Source organism: Mucilaginibacter gossypii, from assembly GCF_900100945.1.
Classification (GTDB): domain Bacteria; phylum Bacteroidota; class Bacteroidia; order Sphingobacteriales; family Sphingobacteriaceae; genus Mucilaginibacter; species Mucilaginibacter gossypii.
This window is the reverse complement of sequence record NZ_FNCG01000031.1, coordinates 1-18,249: the sequence shown is the minus strand read 5'-3', so window position 1 is coordinate 18,249 and position 18,249 is coordinate 1. Positions and strand designations below refer to the sequence as shown.

The window sequence follows — 18,249 nt, the reverse complement described above, 5'->3', positions numbered from 1 at the left end:
GGCGATAATAGAGATGAACATGTTTGATATTATTTGAATTTGATTAAAACAGGCATAGAACGCTCACTTTCATTCTTAAGCCTGTCTATCGCAGTAACAGCGTAGCGGTATGATTTTCCTTTGATTGTGCTTATATCTGTATAAGTAGTATTTGTGTTGTATTGAATATGGATAATTTTCTTAGGGTCTTCGATTTTTATCAATTTATCGCTTTCGTCAAAACGATAAATTACATAACCATATACAGGCTCATTATCAGTAGCGGGTAATGGTTGCTGCCAGGTAAGGGTTACTGCTCCGGCAGAGGAAGTAGCTGCAACCCCATTTGGCGGGTTCGGCGCTATAGAATCACGCCATAACATCACCGGCGGCAGCGCAGGGTAACGATAATAGTTATTTTTTAAAGAGTCGGTAAAGCCAAGCGGGTTTTTAATCAGTGAGTTTGAACTGAAATAAACACTGCCCTGCACCCGTGGATTTTTGCGCAGGTATTTAATCTGTTTGGGCAATTGAGATGGCTGTCTGAACCCGATAAGCTTATTTTCGATAATGCGGTAAGGCCCCTGCCCAATATATAAATGCCGTCCGTAGGTATTATTGCCCCACCAATCAACCAAAACATTAAAGGCAACCGAACGGTCGTTGAGCAAACGGTACAGCTGCGGGTTAATATAATCAACCCAACCTTCTTTTACCCATTTTTTGGAGTCGGCGTAAAGCTCGTAATAGGAGTCACCGCCACGTGTATCAGTACCTTCCGGGTTTTGATATTTATTGGCCCAGATACCCGAAGGGCTTGCGCCAAACTTTAACCTTGGATTATGCTGTTGAATGCTATCACTTAACATTTTAACCAGCCGGTTTACGTTATCACGCCGCCACTCCCTAATATCGGTAAATGCCGATCCGTATTTGGCAAATGTTTGCGAGTCATTGATTTGCTGCCCGGCTACATGGTAGGGATAAAAGTAATCATCGATATGGATGCCATCAACATCATAATTATCTACCACATCAAGTATAACCCGCACAATATATTCCCTTACCTCGGGGATTCCCGGATCAAACAACTTTTGGCCTGCATAGGTAAAAAACCATTCGGGTTTAATGTTGGTAATATGGTGCGGACTTAAAGCAGTATAATTACCATCCTTAGTTGCCCTGTACGGGTTAAACCAGGCATGTAGCTCCATATCGCGTTTGTGCGCCTGCTCAATAGCAAATTCAAGCGGACCGTATAAAGGCACTCACACCATTGTTTGAAAGCAACTGACTAACATTTACAATGGTCCGGTCTATTTTCTGTTCGGTATAAGGCTTTTGCCCGGTTCTGATCACAACCTCCTTTAAATCATTTTCGGCCATCTCCAATTTAATTTCGGATAGATTTATAGAGAGTTTTGTTGCATTGATAATCAGTTGCCCGATAGAAACTTCCTTGTAAACCCAATGTTTTATCTGCAGGGAATAAGTTCCGTTTTGCAGGTTTTTAAATTCAAAAACGCCGGACTGATCACTATGAACCACATTTTTATAAAGTGTGTCCTTTTGGCTTTTAAGGGTTATCCTTGTGCCTTCAATTGCTTGGCTATCCTTAGCGCTAACAATTTTTCCGCTGATGGTACCCCTCGCTGTTTCTGTTTTTCCACTACTTTGAGCCATTGAGTTTAGGCAAAGCAGTAGCAATAAGGCCGATAAAATCACCTTCATGGTATCTAATCAAATGTTTGGATTATTGCCGAAGCCTTATCAATCCTAAAATAAGGGTTGGGCTTAAATATTATTCTCCTGTGCCGTAAGCTACTATCGCATTGACAATTTTTTCGGCTATTTTATACTGGTTATCCGCTTTGGTGATATAATTAAGATCAGCAGTGTCTGTCATGTAGCCCAGCTCTAACAATACGGCCGGTGCTTTATTATGCCGTAAAATATACAGCGTATTATCGGGCGAGGTTTCGCTGATATCCATTTTTCGCCGGGTGTTTATACCGCTTAGCTGTTGTAAACTGGTTTTTAAATGGCCGGCCAATTTTTTATTTAAAGGATACAGTTCATTTTTATCTATGATCACCTCCATGCCATTGGTATGTTTGGTCCAGTAGCCGGGCGCGTTCAGGTGTATGGAAATAAATGCGTCCCCTTTATACACAACTCTGCCGCGCAGATCTAAGTAGCTGTCATCGGGCCGGGTTAAAATAGTGTGGATACCTTGTTTTTCGGCTACGGCTTTGATCTGATTGACAACCTCGAGGTTCAGATCTTTTTCAATATAACCTCCGGCACCAACCGTACCATACTGACTACCGCCATGGCCCGCATCCAGCACCAATACAAAATCTTTTTTCAACGCTTTGCCGTAAACCTTTTCAACCGAAATCCAATATCCATAAATGGCCAGTACAGGTACAATAGCCAGGTACCATAACTTTTTTAATGCATGCGAATGGGGCTTAAACAACATTACGATTCTACTTTTTGAACTGTAAGTGCTGAATTGGTTAACAAGGCCTGTAGATGACGAAGTAGATAATTTGAGGATTAATGAAGCATATTGTTTGGCGTTAAAAACATGCTTCATTAAATGGTCAACCTCAACTTCATGAACCTCGTTCAGGGCATTTGCAATGAGGTAAATGAAGGGGTTAAACCAGAAAAACGCTTTCACAAGCTCCATGTATAGGTTGTCCGCTGAGTGAAACAGGCGGGCATGTGTTTTTTCATGGGCCAATACCTGGGCTATTTCTGATGATGCTGTATTGCCCGGACTGATAAAAATGTAGTTAAAAAAAGATGCGTTATTTTTATACCTGTCCACCACCAGGTAATTTTCTCCGGATCTTACACCATGCTTTTTTACATGATTTATTATTTTCAATACGCTGAATGCCGTTTTAAAAATTATAGCAAAACAAATTGCGCTATACACGGCACCGGCAATTAATAGCCAGTTAATGGTGTTGTTTTGACGTGCAACGGGCTGTAAATATTCCTTTTCGGGTGCGGTGGTCTGAGTAACAATTACATTCTGAGTTGTTGGGCTAACAGGAAGGGGTTCCCTCACTTTAATGTGTATCGCTGGAATTATTAGACTTATTGTTACAGTGAACAATAAGTAAAACCGGGTTATTGAGAAAAACGTTAGATGCTTTAACACCAATGGATATAGCATATAACCTAAACCCATGCAGGCACTTGCGCCGATCAGATAGTTAAATACATCCATAGCTATTGTTTATCGATCATTTTCTGGATCTCTTCAATATCTTTTTCTGATAGGGTTTCTTCTTTCACCATAAACGATAGCAGCGATTGCGCCGAGCCGTCAAAATAATTAGTGATCAGCTTGGTAAAAGAGTGTTTTCCATATTGTGCTTTGGTAATAAGCGGAAAATATTCGTGGGTTTTTCCGTAAGCTTTGTGACCAATGTAATTTTTAGTTTCCAGGAGCCTCACCACAGACGATATCGTATTATATGGTGGTTTTGGATCATCAGGCAAATGTTCAATGATATCTTTCACAAATGCAGATTTCAAATCCCATAAAACCTGCATGATCCGTTCTTCGGTCCTGGTCAATTCTTCCATAATCAAATTTATAACTTATTTTTCAGTTATGTAACTTGTTTTTCAGTTTTAATGAAATTGTTGCTTAGTCAATATCGGAGTTACTTTTATGGTTATACGGCAATTATTTGTTCTGTTATTTTGTTATACTTCCTCTTCAATGCCATCATGCGATCTTTAAAGGTTTGCGCGGTAATGGGGATTTTCCGTTCGATCATTTCCCGATAAACTTCATATGCTTTTTGCTCAATTGTCTTCAGGTGGCTGTTGACAGATCGGGCATCATCAGTGTTTCCCATTACTTTTTGGGCGGCAGTAATCCTTTTATCAGGAGGGGCATTTCGCTTAGTTGCAATCTCAACTCGCTCACTATCAACAGTTATCCATAGATAAATAGGGGCGTTTCCATTGGGTAACGCCTTTGTTCGTTTCATCTGAAACAAAATGGCAAAAGATTTTGTCATTTTCAGGTCTCTAAAGGGTTAAAAAAATCAGTCCTTTAAACAGCGGATTTTAATGAGTTGATTTCATATAACAAATTGAAATACAATAAATTATAGAGTTTCCAGAGACCTAAGGTAAGAAACTTGTCGAGGTCTCCGAATAGGTCTCCAGAACGTTGCGCTATTTTGACATCTTTAGAGTTTGAATTCATAAAAAAAACGCTATAAAACCGAGTTTTATAGCGTTTTGATCTTCTTTAGACCTGTAAAAGTGGAGCCGGAGGGAACATGAAAAATTACGTAACGAACTCACTATCAATGCCAATATTTTGGTTTTTGACACTGCTCACCGTGTGCTCACCAACTTGCACTATAACTCGGATTATGCTACTTAGTTTGCTTTAAAATTACAAAACAATCCGGATAATGCAAATTTCTATCGTGGATTATCTTTTCATTGATCTGTTTTTTGTCTCATAAGAGTTGGCTTGAGAACCTACTAGTTGTATTAACTGCAACTTTACTTTATTTGCTAATCATGAAAAAAGGTATCCTGTGATCGTCGAATGCTAAGTTATGCCAAGCGTCAGATGGAAAAAGTGCTATTTATTTTACGGATCAAAGCTTCTGAACAATGGTTTCTGCTCGCAATACGGGTATAGATGTAAACACTCACCGTGCCGTCTTCTTTACTAATTTCATTCATTAACGGAGCAAGCTTGTGCTTGGCCATTTCTATCACTTCTTTTAAAATCATTATATTATTATCACTATTCTTAATACCAGTCAAGTCTTTACCTCTTATTGAAAAGGTTAATCTTGTTTCCCTGACTAAGCATTTATGTTGTATTCACGGGGTAATTAATGAAAATATTACATAAATTGGTTACGTTTTTAACCATCACTTTTACTAATACCCGAATGACGATATGAAGAAAGTCGTGTCAAATTTCTCCGACGAGGAGTTAATTGTTACGCTAAAAAAACAACATGTTTGCGATCTGGCCATTAGCTTTATGTACCGCAATTACTTTGCCGTGTTAAGTAACTATGTTCGTCAGAACCAGGGAAGTGACCAGGACGCAGAAGATGTTTTTCAGGAAGTGATTGTAACTTTTATTGAGATTGTGAGAAAGGAAAAGTTCAGGGGAGAATCAAGCGTCAAAACGTTCCTTTTTACATTAAATAAATACACCTGGCTTAATGAATTGAAGAAAAGAAGCCGTTCTTTACAACGAGAAGAAAGGTATGAGAATGAACGCAAGAAAGAAGACCGAGATATAAGTTCTTTTTTAATCGAGCGCGAGGCCAAAAGTCTGGTGAATGATTTAATTAAACGGTTGGGCGATACCTGCAAAAAGATTTTGACCGCCTATTATTATGAAGGGTTATCGATGAAAGAAATATTACCCTTAGTCAATTACGATAACGAGCAGGTGCTCCGAAATAAAAAGTATAAATGTTTAAAAAGCCTGGAACAATTACTTACCGCTAATCCTGCGTTGGCTCAGCGTTTTAAAAGTGCATTGACATATGAGCAATAAACAGCAAAAAGAAGAACAATTACTCAGGTATCTGGATGGAGAACTTGAAGGTGCTGAACTGGTTGCATTTGAAGAACAGCTCGTCCATGATGCCAAATTGCGAGCCCAATTCGACAGCTTTTCTTTAGCACGTTTGGCGATACAGCATTATGGACTAAAAGCTCAGGTAGCGGCTGTACGCCAAAATATGATGGCAGAATTTGACACATTAAAAAAACGGCCTAAGGAAGCCCAGCTTTACCCGCTGGTGAAAAAGTTGATGCGCTTTGCCGCAGCAATATTATTATTTGTGATCGCCTTTAGTGCTTATGAAACCGTTGTCGTTACATCTGCTGGTTTGTCAAAAGAAACATATTTAAAATATGACTTAAATGTTCTAAGGGGTACATCAGAGACCACACTTATGGAGTTGGCTTACAATAATCATGATTACAATAAAGCACTAATTTTGTATAAAAGTATTATGTCACCTGGCATTGAAGAGCAATTTATAGCTGCGCAGTCATACTTGGTTATGCGTAAACCTGCGGATGCGATCAAAGAATTCAGGAAGGTGCTGGCAAAAGTTGACGTAGACGATACATATAGAGAGGATGCTCAATATTATTTGGGGGTAAGCTACCTTGCCAATAATCAACCAGCAATGGCTGAACCCATTTTAGAAAAAATCCATGAGGATAAATTCCATCTTTACCATAGTAAGGTAACTTATTGGACGTTGTTGCGACTTAAGCTTCTGGTTTTTAAAAGCCGCGCTGATTAAAAATGAAAAAAATATAGAAATCTTGGTTACATAATTATCGACCATATACACTAAGTATAAAACGATAAGAAATGGTACACTCAAAAACTTATACTGCTAAACTTGCAATAGTTGCATTAGCAGTTGCAACTGGATTATTAAGCTGTAAAAAAGATAATGGCGTTGGCCCGTCATCGTCGGTCGCAAAAATTTCATTTGGTTTAAAGGCAGATAATGCGTCTATTGCGTTGGCTTCAACTGGTGGACTGGCAGTGAACAGCACAAGCGTTAACGCTGCTGCATCTTTAATAAACTGGACGGAAGGTACTGCTAATGTAAATAAGTTTCAATTTGAAGCAAAAAAGGCTGGCATAAAAACCGAAATAGAAGTTTCCGGATCGAATTCTATTAATCTTTTTGCGGTTTCACCATTGTTGTTCCCTGCCAAAATTGATACAGGCACTTACAGCGAAATTGAAATAAGACTTGCATTGGCCGCGCCTATTAACAACAATATCCCATTGCAGCTTAAGGGCACATTTACAAAAGCCGATGGAACGGTTATACCTGTTGAACTGAACGTAAACGAGGCGATGGTATTAAAGACTGAAGTAAAAAACGTAGTTATAGATGCAACTACCGATTTGAAAACAACTTTTACATTACATCTGAACAAAATTTTTAGCGGAATTACAGCGGCCGATCTGTCATCAGCTATCCTTACATCGGGTGTCATTGTTATCAGTAGCACGTCAAACACAATGTTGTTTAATAAAGCAAAAGCCAACGTAGTGAGCATTGGTGGCCACGAAATAGAAGGGGAACACCATGGACATAATGGCTCCGATGATGGCGGCGGTCACGAAAGTGGCGATGATCACGGAGGCGATTAAACAGATAACCTAAAGTTTGAAAAATAAACCCGGCGCTTATATACGGCACCGGGTTTTCAATATAAGTAATATGCAGCCTACTAATAATACGGCTGCAATTATATAAACATTGTAGTTAAGATCGGGCGGCTCCTCTAAACTTGCTATTAAACGCATATTTGCCCAATAGCTTGGCGTTTTTTTCCTGGGCGATATGGAATCATCTTCCAAATAATCCAGCTTTGCTTTCTGTAGCGCTTGGCTTAGCATATTGCCTTCACTTAGGTATTTATGAAAACGAGCGGAGATGTATGCCGTTGAAGCATCATCCGCTTTCCACATAGAAGTGATTATATTATGACAACCTGCGTAAGAAAAAGCGCGCGATAAACTCATTACTCCCTCACCATTAACGAATTCCCCGGTGCCACTTTCGCAAGCACTGAGCACAATTAGGGATGTTTTATTAAGTTTTAAATTATAGATTTCAGGCTGAAACAAATGGAAACTTAAGACGGAGTCTGGTCGGGTGGGGTAAAAGGCAATAAAGGAACGGTTAGGGTCAACATCATTTGCGTAAGCATGAGTAGCCAAATGGATAATGTTAAACCGACCAGCCAATTTTATAAAGTTCCGTTTTGTAGCATCTTGATCTAAAAGCGTTTTGCCCCCAATGGACTCTATTTCTGCTTTTGATGAACTTAAACGGGCTAACCCCAAAGTGCTTTCAGCCAGCAAGTTCTTTCCGTTGGCGAAAGGAGCGATGCTTAAGATGGATGCATTTTTTTCAGCTTTATTTTTTTTACTGTTTTGCAAAATGTTGCAGGAATAGTTGTAACTGATGAAATATTCTTTTACGAGTTCGTTACCATCATTATCCATTAATAACTCAAACGGAAGGTAATTTAATTCTCCATCTGGAATTATCACTAAACTTTTTTTGTCTTCAATATATTCTTTTACAGGCAACATCCATTGTTTATACAGTTCTCTGCTATCTAATCGCAACCGATCAGAATGTTTTCCACTAAAGCTTTCAGCTGCCCGGTAAAAGGTATCCAGGATGGTCTTGTAATTCTTAGCCAGATTTACAGTAACAAAACTGAAGTTGTTCTTAGTAATAATAAAGCAAAGCATTTGCGTTTCGCCGATGTGATAGGATAGTATGGCGGTTTTTGGGGCAATTTTCCTCTGTAGCGTTTTAAGGTTTACACCGCTATTTTCGAGGCTGTCTTTTAAAGAACCGTTTATGTTACCAATTTTCTGTTGAACAGATAAAAGCTTTATCGTGAGATCGTTTATTTGCCTTTTAATGCCATCTATAATCAGGCTGTCTGTTTCGCCGGCAGCTTTGATTGATAAATGTGTAATACTTTCTTTAAATGTAGTTTCCTGCTCCAATAAATTTAGAGGTACATTGTTTGCCCTAATATGCTTTTCGTCAAGATTGAGCGATAATATACTCGCTTTGTTCTCTTCGTCGAAATACAGCGCCTCTTCAATATTTTTCCTATCGTTTTTTAGTTTGTATAATTCCAGACAAATAGCAATTGGCCGCATTCGCGTGGCATATTTCCGTTCGCTTACTACCAACCGCGCTTCATCGCTTTCGTAAAATCTCTCAATATGGTTGGCAAGTTTGTAAAAGGAAAAATAGGCTGCTAACGAAGCCTCCAAGTCGTTAGTATTTCCCTGTTGCTGGTACAGCAAATCAAAGGCTTTTGCTTTTGCTAATAAGACATCCAGCAATTCGGTGATGTTGAAAGCTGTATTAAAATTAACTGGATTGTTATAAATATTTCGAGAGTGAAAACTGACCAGGAAATTACCAATTGCCTGTTGGTAGCTGGCGAGGCTTTTAGTAAACTGTTTTTGTTTTAGATATAGATCGCCAAGGTATTTTAATGTGACACCATAATCGCTGCTCTTATGCGGACCGTTAATTTTTTTATTAAATAAAACAGCTTTTTGCAGGTAAATTTTTGCGGCCGCAAAATCATTTTGCTGCAGATAGGTTTTGCCAAAATCATTTAGTTTACGTAAATCTTCATATTTTACTTTTTTTAAATGGTTGATCGCAGATTCATTATCGCCCATCGCTATGTAAAGCGAGGCGATGTTGTGGTTGATCTTGTCGCTTTCGATGTGAAAGGGTAAAATCTCTTTGTATAACGTTAGTGCTGCGTTATAATTTTTTAAATGCCGATATGCTGACGCAAGGTTACTTTTGTAGGCCACAAGCAAACTATAGTCGACCTTTTGACGGGCTTGAATTGTGGTTAGCGCTTTCTCGTAGTACGTGATACTTTTGATGTAATTGCCCGTAGAATAAGCTATTAGACCCATAGTGTTGTACATTCTTTCTATCTCGGCAACCTGCGGATATTTTTCAGCAATTTCTTTTGCTTGGCTGTAGAAATACGAGGCAGAGTCAAGTTGATCTGATAGATAGTAGCTATTTCCGCAATAAACCAACGGTTTAAATAATGCTGAATCTGGGATAACATGTGTCTTTTTTTGAAAATTGATGGCACCTTTGAAATAAGGTATCGCTTCTTTTGATCTTCCTAAAACCTGTAAGTAGGCACCGGTGCTGATATATGCTTTAAGTAAGAGAGGTGCATCGCCTCTATTTTGTACCAATATAGAGATCACCTTATCGTAGGCTTGTAATACCTTTTCGCTAATTTGAGCCGAAGGCTGATCGATAAGCGATTGCTTTTCAGCATAATCGAATAGCTTTTTATAATTAGGTTGCTGGGCAAGAGCACTTTCATGGAAAACAAACAGCCAGAATCCGCATAAAAAAAAACAGAAAACGTGCCTGGACAACATACTTTAAATATAAGAAAAATATAAGTCAGCGGCTTACAACAATTATACAGGGGGGCCTTGCCTTTACAGGTCTTTTGACATTAAATGCAATGCTCGATAAGGTGACGACGTTCGATTGTTGGTTTGTTTGCGAGGCAACTGCCCCAAGCATCTGCATTTTTCTCGCTGTTAACAAATCGAGAAGGTATTGAGGGATCTCGTTTGCGGTGCGGTAAAAATATATTTTTACTTCCAGGCCATTTAATGAATTTTTACTTGCGTCGTTAAGGCGATAAGCAAGTTTTACCTGTTGTGTGGCACCTGTATCTATGCCTTGGTTACGAACAGATAAAGCCAGATTTATAATGCCATCACGGTTATTGACATCAATACCTGCTTTTTTGCACCCTCCGTTCTGATCAAATAGGTTACTACCGTCTGTCCCGGGAAGGGTTAATTTGGGGTTTGCATTATAAATAGGTACAGCGATACTATCCCCCTGTGACAGATTGTAAATTTTATCTTGGTAGTTTATACCTGATATAATAATGGTAGATGTTTGTGGTGCTCCGCCGTCATTCGGTGTAAAAGTAACCTTATATCTTAAACCGGTTTCACTCGAGTTAACGTTAATTTCCCCGGTATTTTCGTTAAAGGACAGACCGTCTGGTAAACTACTGAATTTGCCTTTTGAGCTAAGTAAAGATTTTACATTGTTGTCAGAAGCCTGCACGAAAAAAATTGAATCACTATACAAAGTATTGGAACCGCTGGTTATTGGAGGAATCGTTGCAGGTGCCGATTGTCTGTCTTTTTTGCAGGAAAATAACATACAAAGAATAACAGGGAAAAGAATTTGAATGGTTTTTTGCATGGTTAACGCTAATTACAATTAAATTACTTACCTCATATATATAATACTGTTAGAATGATGTTGAGGTTGCCTGAACTGCATTATGCAATAATATTGCACCTGAACTAATCCGCCTCATTGTTAGTCAACGTTTATGAAATGATTGTAACCTGTTTAGTAAATTATGTAACCTATCAGCCTGCTATAGTTGTAAAAGTGGCTTGTTAAAAAGCGCCTTAGATGCCCGCAATTTCGCTTAAAAACTGTATGAAAGAATCAAATAAATAATTGTTGCTCTAACTCTTTTTGCCTGATTAAAAATTAAATTCAACAATTTTCTCCGGTTAAATCAAAAACGGCTTAGATGATGCAAATCGGCCTCAATTATCAAATTAACGACAAATGGCTTCAGATACTCAAGAAATTGATTCGCGTAGATGACAAGTTTGAGTGCCAATTAACAGAATGTCTTGATCGTTTCACTTCGTTGATATTGAATTGTCAATCTTAGATCGCTTAAAGATGGCTCAAGCCTATTTGGTGCATGAAATGATTTTTAAGATATTTCGAGGGCCGTTTTTTTCGTTTTTCCATTTTGAAAAGTAATATTGAGAGTCCGGAGGAGTTTAATACTTGCTTAAGTAGCTCATTATCAAAGTAGACATTGTATGTTTTTGCTTCGCTCACTTAATGCTCACCAAGCTATAAAAGAGAAACGGGCTTTAGGTGTTAAATAGGTAGGTATATGAAATATTGATTTATATAAATAGAGAGTAGGAGTGAGAGCGGGAACCCCAAACGTATAGCCCAGACCGGAAAGTACCGTTCCCCCTGTTTTTACACTATCTGAAACACCCGCAGAGATCCCGGTGGATATGGTATTGGATTTATGAATATCGATCAATGTCACCTCAGCCAACACGCTTGGCACCAAAACATCCAACTGCTTGACAAAAGCTTCCACCTCGTTGATTTGAGCGTCCGACCACGATACGAGCAGGGTGTTCTGTTTACGAAATTCTTTGATCTCCAGGCCTCGTTTCCAGTCAGACGGGATCATCATCATCACCGTATCGATCGCGCGGTTCTGCAGGTGGATCGCCCGGTTAGACCTTAAACCCTCATGCTTGCAGTCACCGATAATATCGATTCCTCCTTCGGCATGGAAAGTGCAATCCGTACTTTTAAACAGGAGGTTGAGGACGACCGATAACTTCTTTCACTTCTATTTTAACTTTGATTTTCCATGCTTGTGAGCAAATCGTATTCTTTATAATTAGCCACAAGTCCATTTAAAAAGATGCTTATGGCTGAGTATGATATTACGCTAATGTTTGTAGGTATAGGGTTTCCGGGCTTCGCATTTTGCATTAATCAGATAGGTTTTTGACAGGTTGGAGGACCTATTGAGCACAGATAAAATAAAAGTAGAAGTGTTTAAGATTCGTAAAATGGCCACTATGAAAAGCGATAAGAATAGTGATAATCTCGCTATCAGACAGGGACGCTTTGTGATCTCTTACTTTATGAACACCTGCATCAAGTTGGTGAACGGCTATTTCAGACTCGAATTCTTTACAGAAGTCATCGACTTTAACGAAAATTTCGATAATTTTAGAGGGAGTAAGCATAGATTGATATCATTTGGATTTGACACCTAAATATAACAAAATATGCTTACTTATTGATATTCAAATAGTTAAATACAGAAAAACAACTCCTCGATATTATTATCCTTAACCCGAACTCACGTTAGATTACTTAATATTTGCGGTTGCCAAGCGAAAATCCTTTCCAGCAGGTTCGGTGATAAGATTCCAAAAGAGTCATATTAATGCTAAGGCAAAATAACTTGTGCGATGACAGTAAAGTATTTGCCAGAGGCAAAGGCATTACTGGGTGCACTAAAACTTTATTGTGCTGATATGAAAATTAAGTCAATATCTAAAAAGAAGTACCTAAATTTAATAGATAATCGACGCTAAATGAAAAAAGTGAATTCTTCGACCTCTTGCTCATTTCCTATCATCATATTGGTTATCTCGATCAGTGTTCTTATCCCCTGCATGGTACATGCTCAATTTTACCCAGCACCGCGAATTGTACCTGCTGATCAAGAACAGACTTTGCTCCGACAAATGCGTAACTCGCATAGCAAACTCGAACATATAGACGTGTTGCTTAAACTTTCCAATATTCACTACAATAAACCACTAAAAAATTACGATGATTTTCCAATAGCTATGAGGTATGCGAATCAGGCCCGTGCCCTGAGTATTTCCTTAGGAAATTCAAAAAAATCAGATGAGGCTTTGTTCTCACTTGCAACGATCTATATCCTGGAGGATAGCCTCAAAGACGCCGAAAAACTTTTACCATCTGTTAAAGATTCGACCATCCGAAACAACATTCAAATAGGTTTGGCTTATACCTATATTTTCTGTCCACAAAGGCCATTGGCGGACGCGTTGGGAGCAGGTAAATTTTATGCAGAAGAAGCGCTTGCTTTGAGTTCGCGTCTTAATCTTATTAAAAATAAACTGCAGTCCATGCATTTTCTTTCCTATGTTCATATTTTGCAAGGGCACGATATAAGTGGTGAAAAGGAATTACTAAACATCATTAACGAGTATAAGTCATCACATATTGATGGGGTACAGTATTTATATGCGAGTCTGGCAGATATTCATTGGAACGAGGGAAAGTATACGGTTGCGATAATTGATATTCAAAATGCGTTGGATGTTGTTGCTAAAAGTTCTGATAGCACTGCATTGGGAGATTTGTACCTGGATCAAATGATCATTTATGGGCGAATTAGTGAATATAGCAAAGAGCGTTTTGCCGCGCAGTCTTCGTTAAATAATTTTGCGAAAAGGCTAGGGCGTTATACGCCGCAATTTGTGATAAGTACCATTGCCCACAGATTGATCAGGAAACATCAAAATGAAAGGGCACTTGATTACTTAAATTTACAGACAAAAATTTTCATTCCAATTACTGCCGACCAAAAAAGCGAAATCGTGAGTGCATATGCATCTTGCTATTTAGCTTTAGGGCAAATCGATAAGGCCGAAGAATATTTTTTAAAAAGTTTTAGTCTAACGAGAGACCGGGGCTGGCTGGCTTCCGGCAATTACAGTGAACTAGGATATTTCTATGTAGAACATAAAGAATTTAGAAAGGCGCGGCCATACCTGTTAAAGTCTCTCGAGAAGCAGGATTCACATACTCCCATTTATGAAAGGCGGCATCTTTATTACATGTTATTTCTTGCGGACTCAGCAGCAGGCAATTATCTGTCGGCCATGAACTACTTAAATAAAAACCATCGGCTGGATGACAGTATTGAGAATTCAAAGAGGCAGGCGGACGTCCAAAAGTTATTGATCCAGTTTGAATCACAAAAAAAGGAAGCTGAAATCAAAACACTTAAGCAGAAAAATATTGTAAGTCACCTAAGCCAGGAACGAGCTATTGTAATTAGAAACGTTATAATAATCACTGCTGCACTATTCCTCATTATTGCAGCAGTATTTTACTGGCAATTCCGGAGTAAGAAAAAACTGAGCGATGTTATTTCCCAGAAAAATAAAAAACAGGAAGTCCTTTTGAACCGACTGAACCGGGTTCTGACTGAAAAGGAATGGTTACTGAAAGAAGTGCATCACCGGGTTAAAAACAATTTACATACGGTCATGTGCCTCCTGGAATCCCAGGCGTCTTATTTAGAAAGTGATGCGCTGCAAGCTATAGAAGATTCCAAGCATCGGATTTACGCCATGTCATTGATCCACCAACGGCTTTATGAAACGGAAGACATGAAGTCGATTGATTTAAAATCCTACATCACCCAATTTGTAGGTTATTTAAAAGAAAGTTTTATTCTTCGCGATAAGATTCGCATCGAACTTGATATTGAGCAAATGCAACTTGAAGTACCTGTAGCGATCCCGCTCGCATTGATAATTAATGAAGCGATCACGAATTCAATAAAGCATGCTTTTCCGGGGAAACTGAGAGGAATTATAATGCTAACATTGCGTAAGCGTGAAGAAAATTTACATCTCGTGATTGAAGATAACGGAATAGGTATTGCTGATACAAAAGCATTAAAAAACAGTAATTCTTTGGGCATGAAGCTGATTAATGGATTATGTGAAGACCTTAACGGAAATATGGCTATCCATTCCATCAATGGAACTAAAATTACCATTATTTGCAATCTCAATCCATTAGAAAAAGAGTTGAAACGAAACGAAGTTTGGAGTGCTGAATGAAAATCAAGATGCAATTTGCATGCTTTTCCCTGCCTAAAATTCTAAAATATCGAGTCCTTTATTAAATTTAATAGCAAGTTTAGCCCATAAGTAATGGAGAGTCCTTTTACACCTGCGGGACTCCATAAAACTGAGACAATGTGTTTGGCAGACCACAGCTGCAACACCCTGGCATTTCAGCGCTTCTTCCATGACCCACAGGACGCCTTTCTGTAGCGGAACATCGACGAAGATCACGTGGTCAGGTTCCAGCACGAATCGCTTTAACTCCGGTGGGTAAATCCGCCTCGTATAACTTATCCAAACACAAATTCCTCCTTTTTCCAACAGAACGCGAAGGATCCCGGCTATGATACCTCCACATGACCGCTGTTTCAACTGGCCGCTGGCTGATGAACTCATGAATTCATTAGTAAAAAACGAGCACAAGGCTGTTATAGACTGGTTTAGTGACACAGAAGGTAAACCGCTGGATTACCGGAAAGACAGGCATAACCCAGATCCTAAACTTCGTAATCACAAAATACATGGTCTGAGGATACTCGGAGATTTAACTTATCACGCAGATACAGATTCCTGGGAGGATGGTATGATCTATGACTCCAAGCACGGTAAAGATTGGAACGCATCGACCTACATAGACACGCAGGGGTTTCTTCGGGTAAAGGGCTATTGGTATTTTAAATTTACAAGTCGGACGATGAAGTTCAGACGAATATAATAATTTGTCAAATTATCCCATTACATTATTTATCCTTCCTTGCGCATTATGGCCTGCGTGATTTTCGGCGAACGCGTAGCATCATCACTATATTTTTCGCATCACGGGCTGGAAACACAGCGGCAGCATCTGGCATCCGGACATCCGAACAGACAGGATCAGGACAAATTTCAAAAATCTTATCATTTATTTTTTCAGGTGGCTAACAACCCATTTTTATACTTTTGCAGCACTATATGAAGGTTTTTAACTTATTCGATTTTTCTCAAAAAATTAACTACAAAACAGAGGTGCTGGCGGGGTTGACAGTGGCGATGACTATGATACCTGAATCGCTGTCTTTTGCTATTCTTGCCGGGTTTCCGCCCCTCACGGGTTTATATGCGGCGTTTATTATGGGTTTGATTACTGCAATTTTCGGCGGGCGGCCCGGGTTGATCTCCGGTGGAGCAGGGGCCACCGTTGTTGTATTGATTGCGCTCATGCGATCCCATGGCCTCGAATATATATTCGCTGCAGTTGCGTTGGCGGGTATCATCCAGATACTTGTTGGTATCTTCCGGTTAGGAAAGCTGATCCGTTTGGTTCCGCAACCTGTTATGTATGGATTCGTAAACGGGCTGGCGGTGATCATTTTTATGGCTCAAATTGAACAGTTTAAAACGATTGTTGCCGGAAAAGAGGTCTGGATGTCAGGACAGCCATTATTGATCATGAGCGGCCTTGTTTTTTTAACCATTGCAATCATAGTGGTATTACCCAGACTCACTAAATCTGTACCTCCTTCCCTGGTAGCTATTATCGTTGTGTTTATTATCGTGCTTAGCTTTGGCGTGCATACCAAGACAGTAAGCGAGATTGCGTCTGTCAGCGGTGGTTTTCCGCCATTTCATATTCCGCGCGTACCATTTGATTTGAAGACTTTGGAAGTCGTCTTTCCATACGCCCTTATTATGGCGGCTGTAGGGCTGACCGAAGGGTTGCTTACTTTGAACCTTGTGGATGAAATGACCGGAACGCGTGGTAATGGCAACAGGGAAAGTATCGCTCAAGGCACAGCCAATATACTTAACGGATTTTTCTTTGGTATGGGCGGCTGCCCGATGATCGCACAGACGCTGGTTAATTTATCAGCCGGGGCGAGGGCGAGGTTGTCGGGCATAATTGCATCACTTACCATCCTTTCAATAATCCTCTTTGGCGCGCCAATTATTGGCAGGTTACCCATTGCGGCTTTAACCGGCGTGATGGTCATGGTGGCCTTCGGCACCTTTGAATGGGTTAGTTTCCGGATATTTAATAAAATGCCAAAACAGGATGTGTTTGTTGGCATCCTTGTCGCTGTGATTACCATTTTGTTGCATAACCTGGCCTTAGCGGTGCTGATTGGTGTGATCATTTCAGCTTTAGTTTTTGCGTGGGAAAGTGCCAAGCGTATCAGGGCCAGGAAGTATATCGATGAGACAGGTGCCAAGCGCTATGAAATATACGGCCCTTTGTTTTTCGGATCGGTAACAGCTTTCAACGAGAAGTTTGATATTGCAGGTGACCCAGCCGAGGTAATTATCGATTTCAGGGATAGTCGCGTGGCCGATATGTCGGGCATAGAAGCGTTAAACAAACTCACTGAACGTTATAAACAGCTAGGCAAGAAACTGCACTTGAAACATCTGAGCGCAGACTGTCGCCTGCTCCTTGAAAATGCGGCAGAGGTAATTGATGTCAATATTTTAGAAGACCCGGCTTATCATTTAGCCACGGAGAAGCTAAATTGACAACTATTTTGGTATTATATTAAAACTGATTTTACCAACGTTTTGATACCCCTAAAATATAAAGTCTTAGAAAATTATGAACAGCAGGCGTTCCCGGATCATATAGACGGAGACGTTACCATACCATAACTGCAAAAAACGCAGCAATTTTCGGGTAAGGGCTTTAACAGGTTTTGCAGCTTTCACGCTCATAAAAGCCCTGACAAGATGCAGTAAGCATAGTTTCTTCCTTTTTAAATCTGCAATGAGGGCAAGTGATTGTAGATTGTAACTGAAGCTCCTTGGTCATTTCATTTTTTTGCTTCTCGGCAATAAACGTAGCGCTATATCGGTTAAGAATAATGCCAATTTCTGTTCTGCATGGTAAGATGAGGCTGGCGGCGAATATGGATGAAGCAAGGCGAGTAGTGTAATAGGTTAAATGTTTTGCCCACAAAAAAAACGCTTTATAATAAATAAAAGTCGGTTTTTGACAACTTTTCAGTTTAATAGAAAATCTACTTTTAGCCTGACCATTTTGTTGCCTTTTATTTATTGATCAATGAGAAAAATAAGTACGTTGTTTGTACTTGCTATCCTGTTAACAGTTGATAGCTATGCGCAGAAAGTTGATAAGAATATTAAGTCCGGACACCTGC

At 39.5% G+C, this 18,249-nt stretch carries 14 protein-coding genes and 1 pseudogene; 6 read left to right on the top strand and 9 right to left on the bottom strand.

Annotated features, from left to right (window positions below; translation table 11 throughout):
- Positions 1–29: 29 nt before the first annotated feature.
- The 5 genes from BLS28_RS29550 to BLS28_RS29530 form a co-directional block, all read right to left on the bottom strand.
- Positions 30–1,247, bottom strand: coding sequence for a glycoside hydrolase family 10-like protein (locus BLS28_RS29550; protein ID WP_256337582.1), 1,218 nt, complete (start codon positions 1,245–1,247; stop codon positions 30–32).
- Positions 1,225–1,662: a carboxypeptidase regulatory-like domain-containing protein gene (locus BLS28_RS29545; RefSeq protein ID WP_176844607.1), complete on the bottom strand. Its 438-nt coding sequence runs from the start codon at positions 1,660–1,662 to the stop codon at positions 1,225–1,227. Before BLS28_RS29545 ends, BLS28_RS29550 begins: the two co-directional genes overlap by 23 nt.
- Positions 1,663–1,780: 118 nt before the next feature.
- Entirely contained in the window at positions 1,781–3,064 is a 1,284-nt protein-coding gene (locus BLS28_RS29540) for an N-acetylmuramoyl-L-alanine amidase (protein ID WP_256337581.1), read from the bottom strand.
- Positions 3,065–3,228: 164 nt separating this feature from the next.
- Positions 3,229–3,588, bottom strand: coding sequence for a BlaI/MecI/CopY family transcriptional regulator (locus BLS28_RS29535; protein ID WP_176844606.1), 360 nt, complete (start codon positions 3,586–3,588; stop codon positions 3,229–3,231).
- A 92-nt stretch (positions 3,589–3,680) separates the two neighbouring features.
- A complete protein-coding gene (locus BLS28_RS29530) occupies positions 3,681–4,001 on the bottom strand; it encodes an Arm DNA-binding domain-containing protein (protein ID WP_218134525.1) in 321 nt (106 codons plus the stop codon).
- Between the two features lie 938 nt (positions 4,002–4,939).
- On the opposite strand from BLS28_RS29530, the gene BLS28_RS29525 reads away from it, so the two are divergent.
- The 3 genes from BLS28_RS29525 to BLS28_RS29515 all read left to right on the top strand — a co-directional run bounded on the left by BLS28_RS29525 (position 4,940) and on the right by BLS28_RS29515 (position 7,189).
- Positions 4,940–5,554 (top strand): RNA polymerase sigma factor, encoded by a 615-nt coding sequence (locus BLS28_RS29525; protein WP_091176255.1) that lies wholly within the window; start codon positions 4,940–4,942, stop codon positions 5,552–5,554.
- Positions 5,544–6,317: an anti-sigma factor gene (locus BLS28_RS29520; RefSeq protein WP_091176253.1), complete on the top strand. Its 774-nt coding sequence runs from the start codon at positions 5,544–5,546 to the stop codon at positions 6,315–6,317. Before BLS28_RS29525 ends, BLS28_RS29520 begins: the two co-directional genes overlap by 11 nt.
- A gap of 71 nt (positions 6,318–6,388) precedes the next feature.
- Positions 6,389–7,189: a hypothetical protein gene (locus tag BLS28_RS29515; protein WP_091176250.1), complete on the top strand. Its 801-nt coding sequence runs from the start codon at positions 6,389–6,391 to the stop codon at positions 7,187–7,189.
- Between the two features lie 36 nt (positions 7,190–7,225).
- Here the strand turns inward: BLS28_RS29515 and BLS28_RS29510 are convergent, their stop codons facing one another.
- The 4 genes and pseudogenes from BLS28_RS29510 to BLS28_RS31695 all read right to left on the bottom strand — a co-directional run.
- Positions 7,226–9,823 (bottom strand): CHAT domain-containing protein, encoded by a 2,598-nt coding sequence (locus BLS28_RS29510; protein ID WP_176844605.1) that lies wholly within the window; start codon positions 9,821–9,823, stop codon positions 7,226–7,228.
- Positions 9,824–10,028: 205 nt separating this feature from the next.
- The gene (locus BLS28_RS29505) at positions 10,029–10,856 is read right to left on the bottom strand and encodes a hypothetical protein (protein WP_091176246.1); all 828 of its coding nucleotides are present in this window, start codon (positions 10,854–10,856) and stop codon (positions 10,029–10,031) included.
- 673 nt (positions 10,857–11,529) lie between these two features.
- Complete coding sequence (locus BLS28_RS29500) at positions 11,530–11,901, bottom strand: hypothetical protein (RefSeq protein WP_091176243.1); 372 nt, start codon at positions 11,899–11,901, stop codon at positions 11,530–11,532.
- A gap of 346 nt (positions 11,902–12,247) precedes the next feature.
- Positions 12,248–12,466 (bottom strand): annotated as a pseudogene (locus BLS28_RS31695) (IS982 family transposase); the annotation flags it as partial.
- 354 nt (positions 12,467–12,820) lie between these two features.
- On the opposite strand from BLS28_RS31695, the gene BLS28_RS29490 reads away from it, so the two are divergent.
- From BLS28_RS29490 to BLS28_RS29470, 3 genes are all read left to right on the top strand, one after another.
- Entirely contained in the window at positions 12,821–15,115 is a 2,295-nt protein-coding gene (locus BLS28_RS29490) for a tetratricopeptide repeat-containing sensor histidine kinase (protein ID WP_091176240.1), read from the top strand.
- A gap of 349 nt (positions 15,116–15,464) precedes the next feature.
- A complete protein-coding gene (locus BLS28_RS31655; protein ID WP_091176234.1) occupies positions 15,465–15,836 on the top strand; it encodes a DUF2147 domain-containing protein in 372 nt (123 codons plus the stop codon).
- Between the two features lie 236 nt (positions 15,837–16,072).
- Entirely contained in the window at positions 16,073–17,611 is a 1,539-nt protein-coding gene (locus BLS28_RS29470) for a SulP family inorganic anion transporter (RefSeq protein ID WP_091176229.1), read from the top strand.
- The last annotated feature ends 638 nt before the right edge of the window (positions 17,612–18,249 follow it).

What these genes read in the sequence shown, in the direction of transcription:
- BLS28_RS29545 (WP_176844607.1), bottom strand. Translation starts at nt 1,662, where the DNA reads ATGGCTCAAAGTAGTGGAAAAACAGAAACAGCGAGGGGTACCATCAGC.
- BLS28_RS29535 (WP_176844606.1), bottom strand. Translation starts at nt 3,588, where the DNA reads ATGGAAGAATTGACCAGGACCGAAGAACGGATCATGCAGGTTTTATGG.
- BLS28_RS29530 (WP_218134525.1), bottom strand. Translation starts at nt 4,001, where the DNA reads ATGAAACGAACAAAGGCGTTACCCAATGGAAACGCCCCTATTTATCTA.
- BLS28_RS29525 (WP_091176255.1), top strand. Translation starts at nt 4,940, where the DNA reads ATGAAGAAAGTCGTGTCAAATTTCTCCGACGAGGAGTTAATTGTTACG.
- BLS28_RS29520 (WP_091176253.1), top strand. Translation starts at nt 5,544, where the DNA reads ATGAGCAATAAACAGCAAAAAGAAGAACAATTACTCAGGTATCTGGAT.
- BLS28_RS29515 (WP_091176250.1), top strand. Translation starts at nt 6,389, where the DNA reads ATGGTACACTCAAAAACTTATACTGCTAAACTTGCAATAGTTGCATTA.
- BLS28_RS29505 (WP_091176246.1), bottom strand. Translation starts at nt 10,856, where the DNA reads ATGCAAAAAACCATTCAAATTCTTTTCCCTGTTATTCTTTGTATGTTA.
- BLS28_RS29500 (WP_091176243.1), bottom strand. Translation starts at nt 11,901, where the DNA reads ATGATGATGATCCCGTCTGACTGGAAACGAGGCCTGGAGATCAAAGAA.
- BLS28_RS29490 (WP_091176240.1), top strand. Translation starts at nt 12,821, where the DNA reads ATGAAAAAAGTGAATTCTTCGACCTCTTGCTCATTTCCTATCATCATA.
- BLS28_RS31655 (WP_091176234.1), top strand. Translation starts at nt 15,465, where the DNA reads ATGATACCTCCACATGACCGCTGTTTCAACTGGCCGCTGGCTGATGAA.
- BLS28_RS29470 (WP_091176229.1), top strand. Translation starts at nt 16,073, where the DNA reads ATGAAGGTTTTTAACTTATTCGATTTTTCTCAAAAAATTAACTACAAA.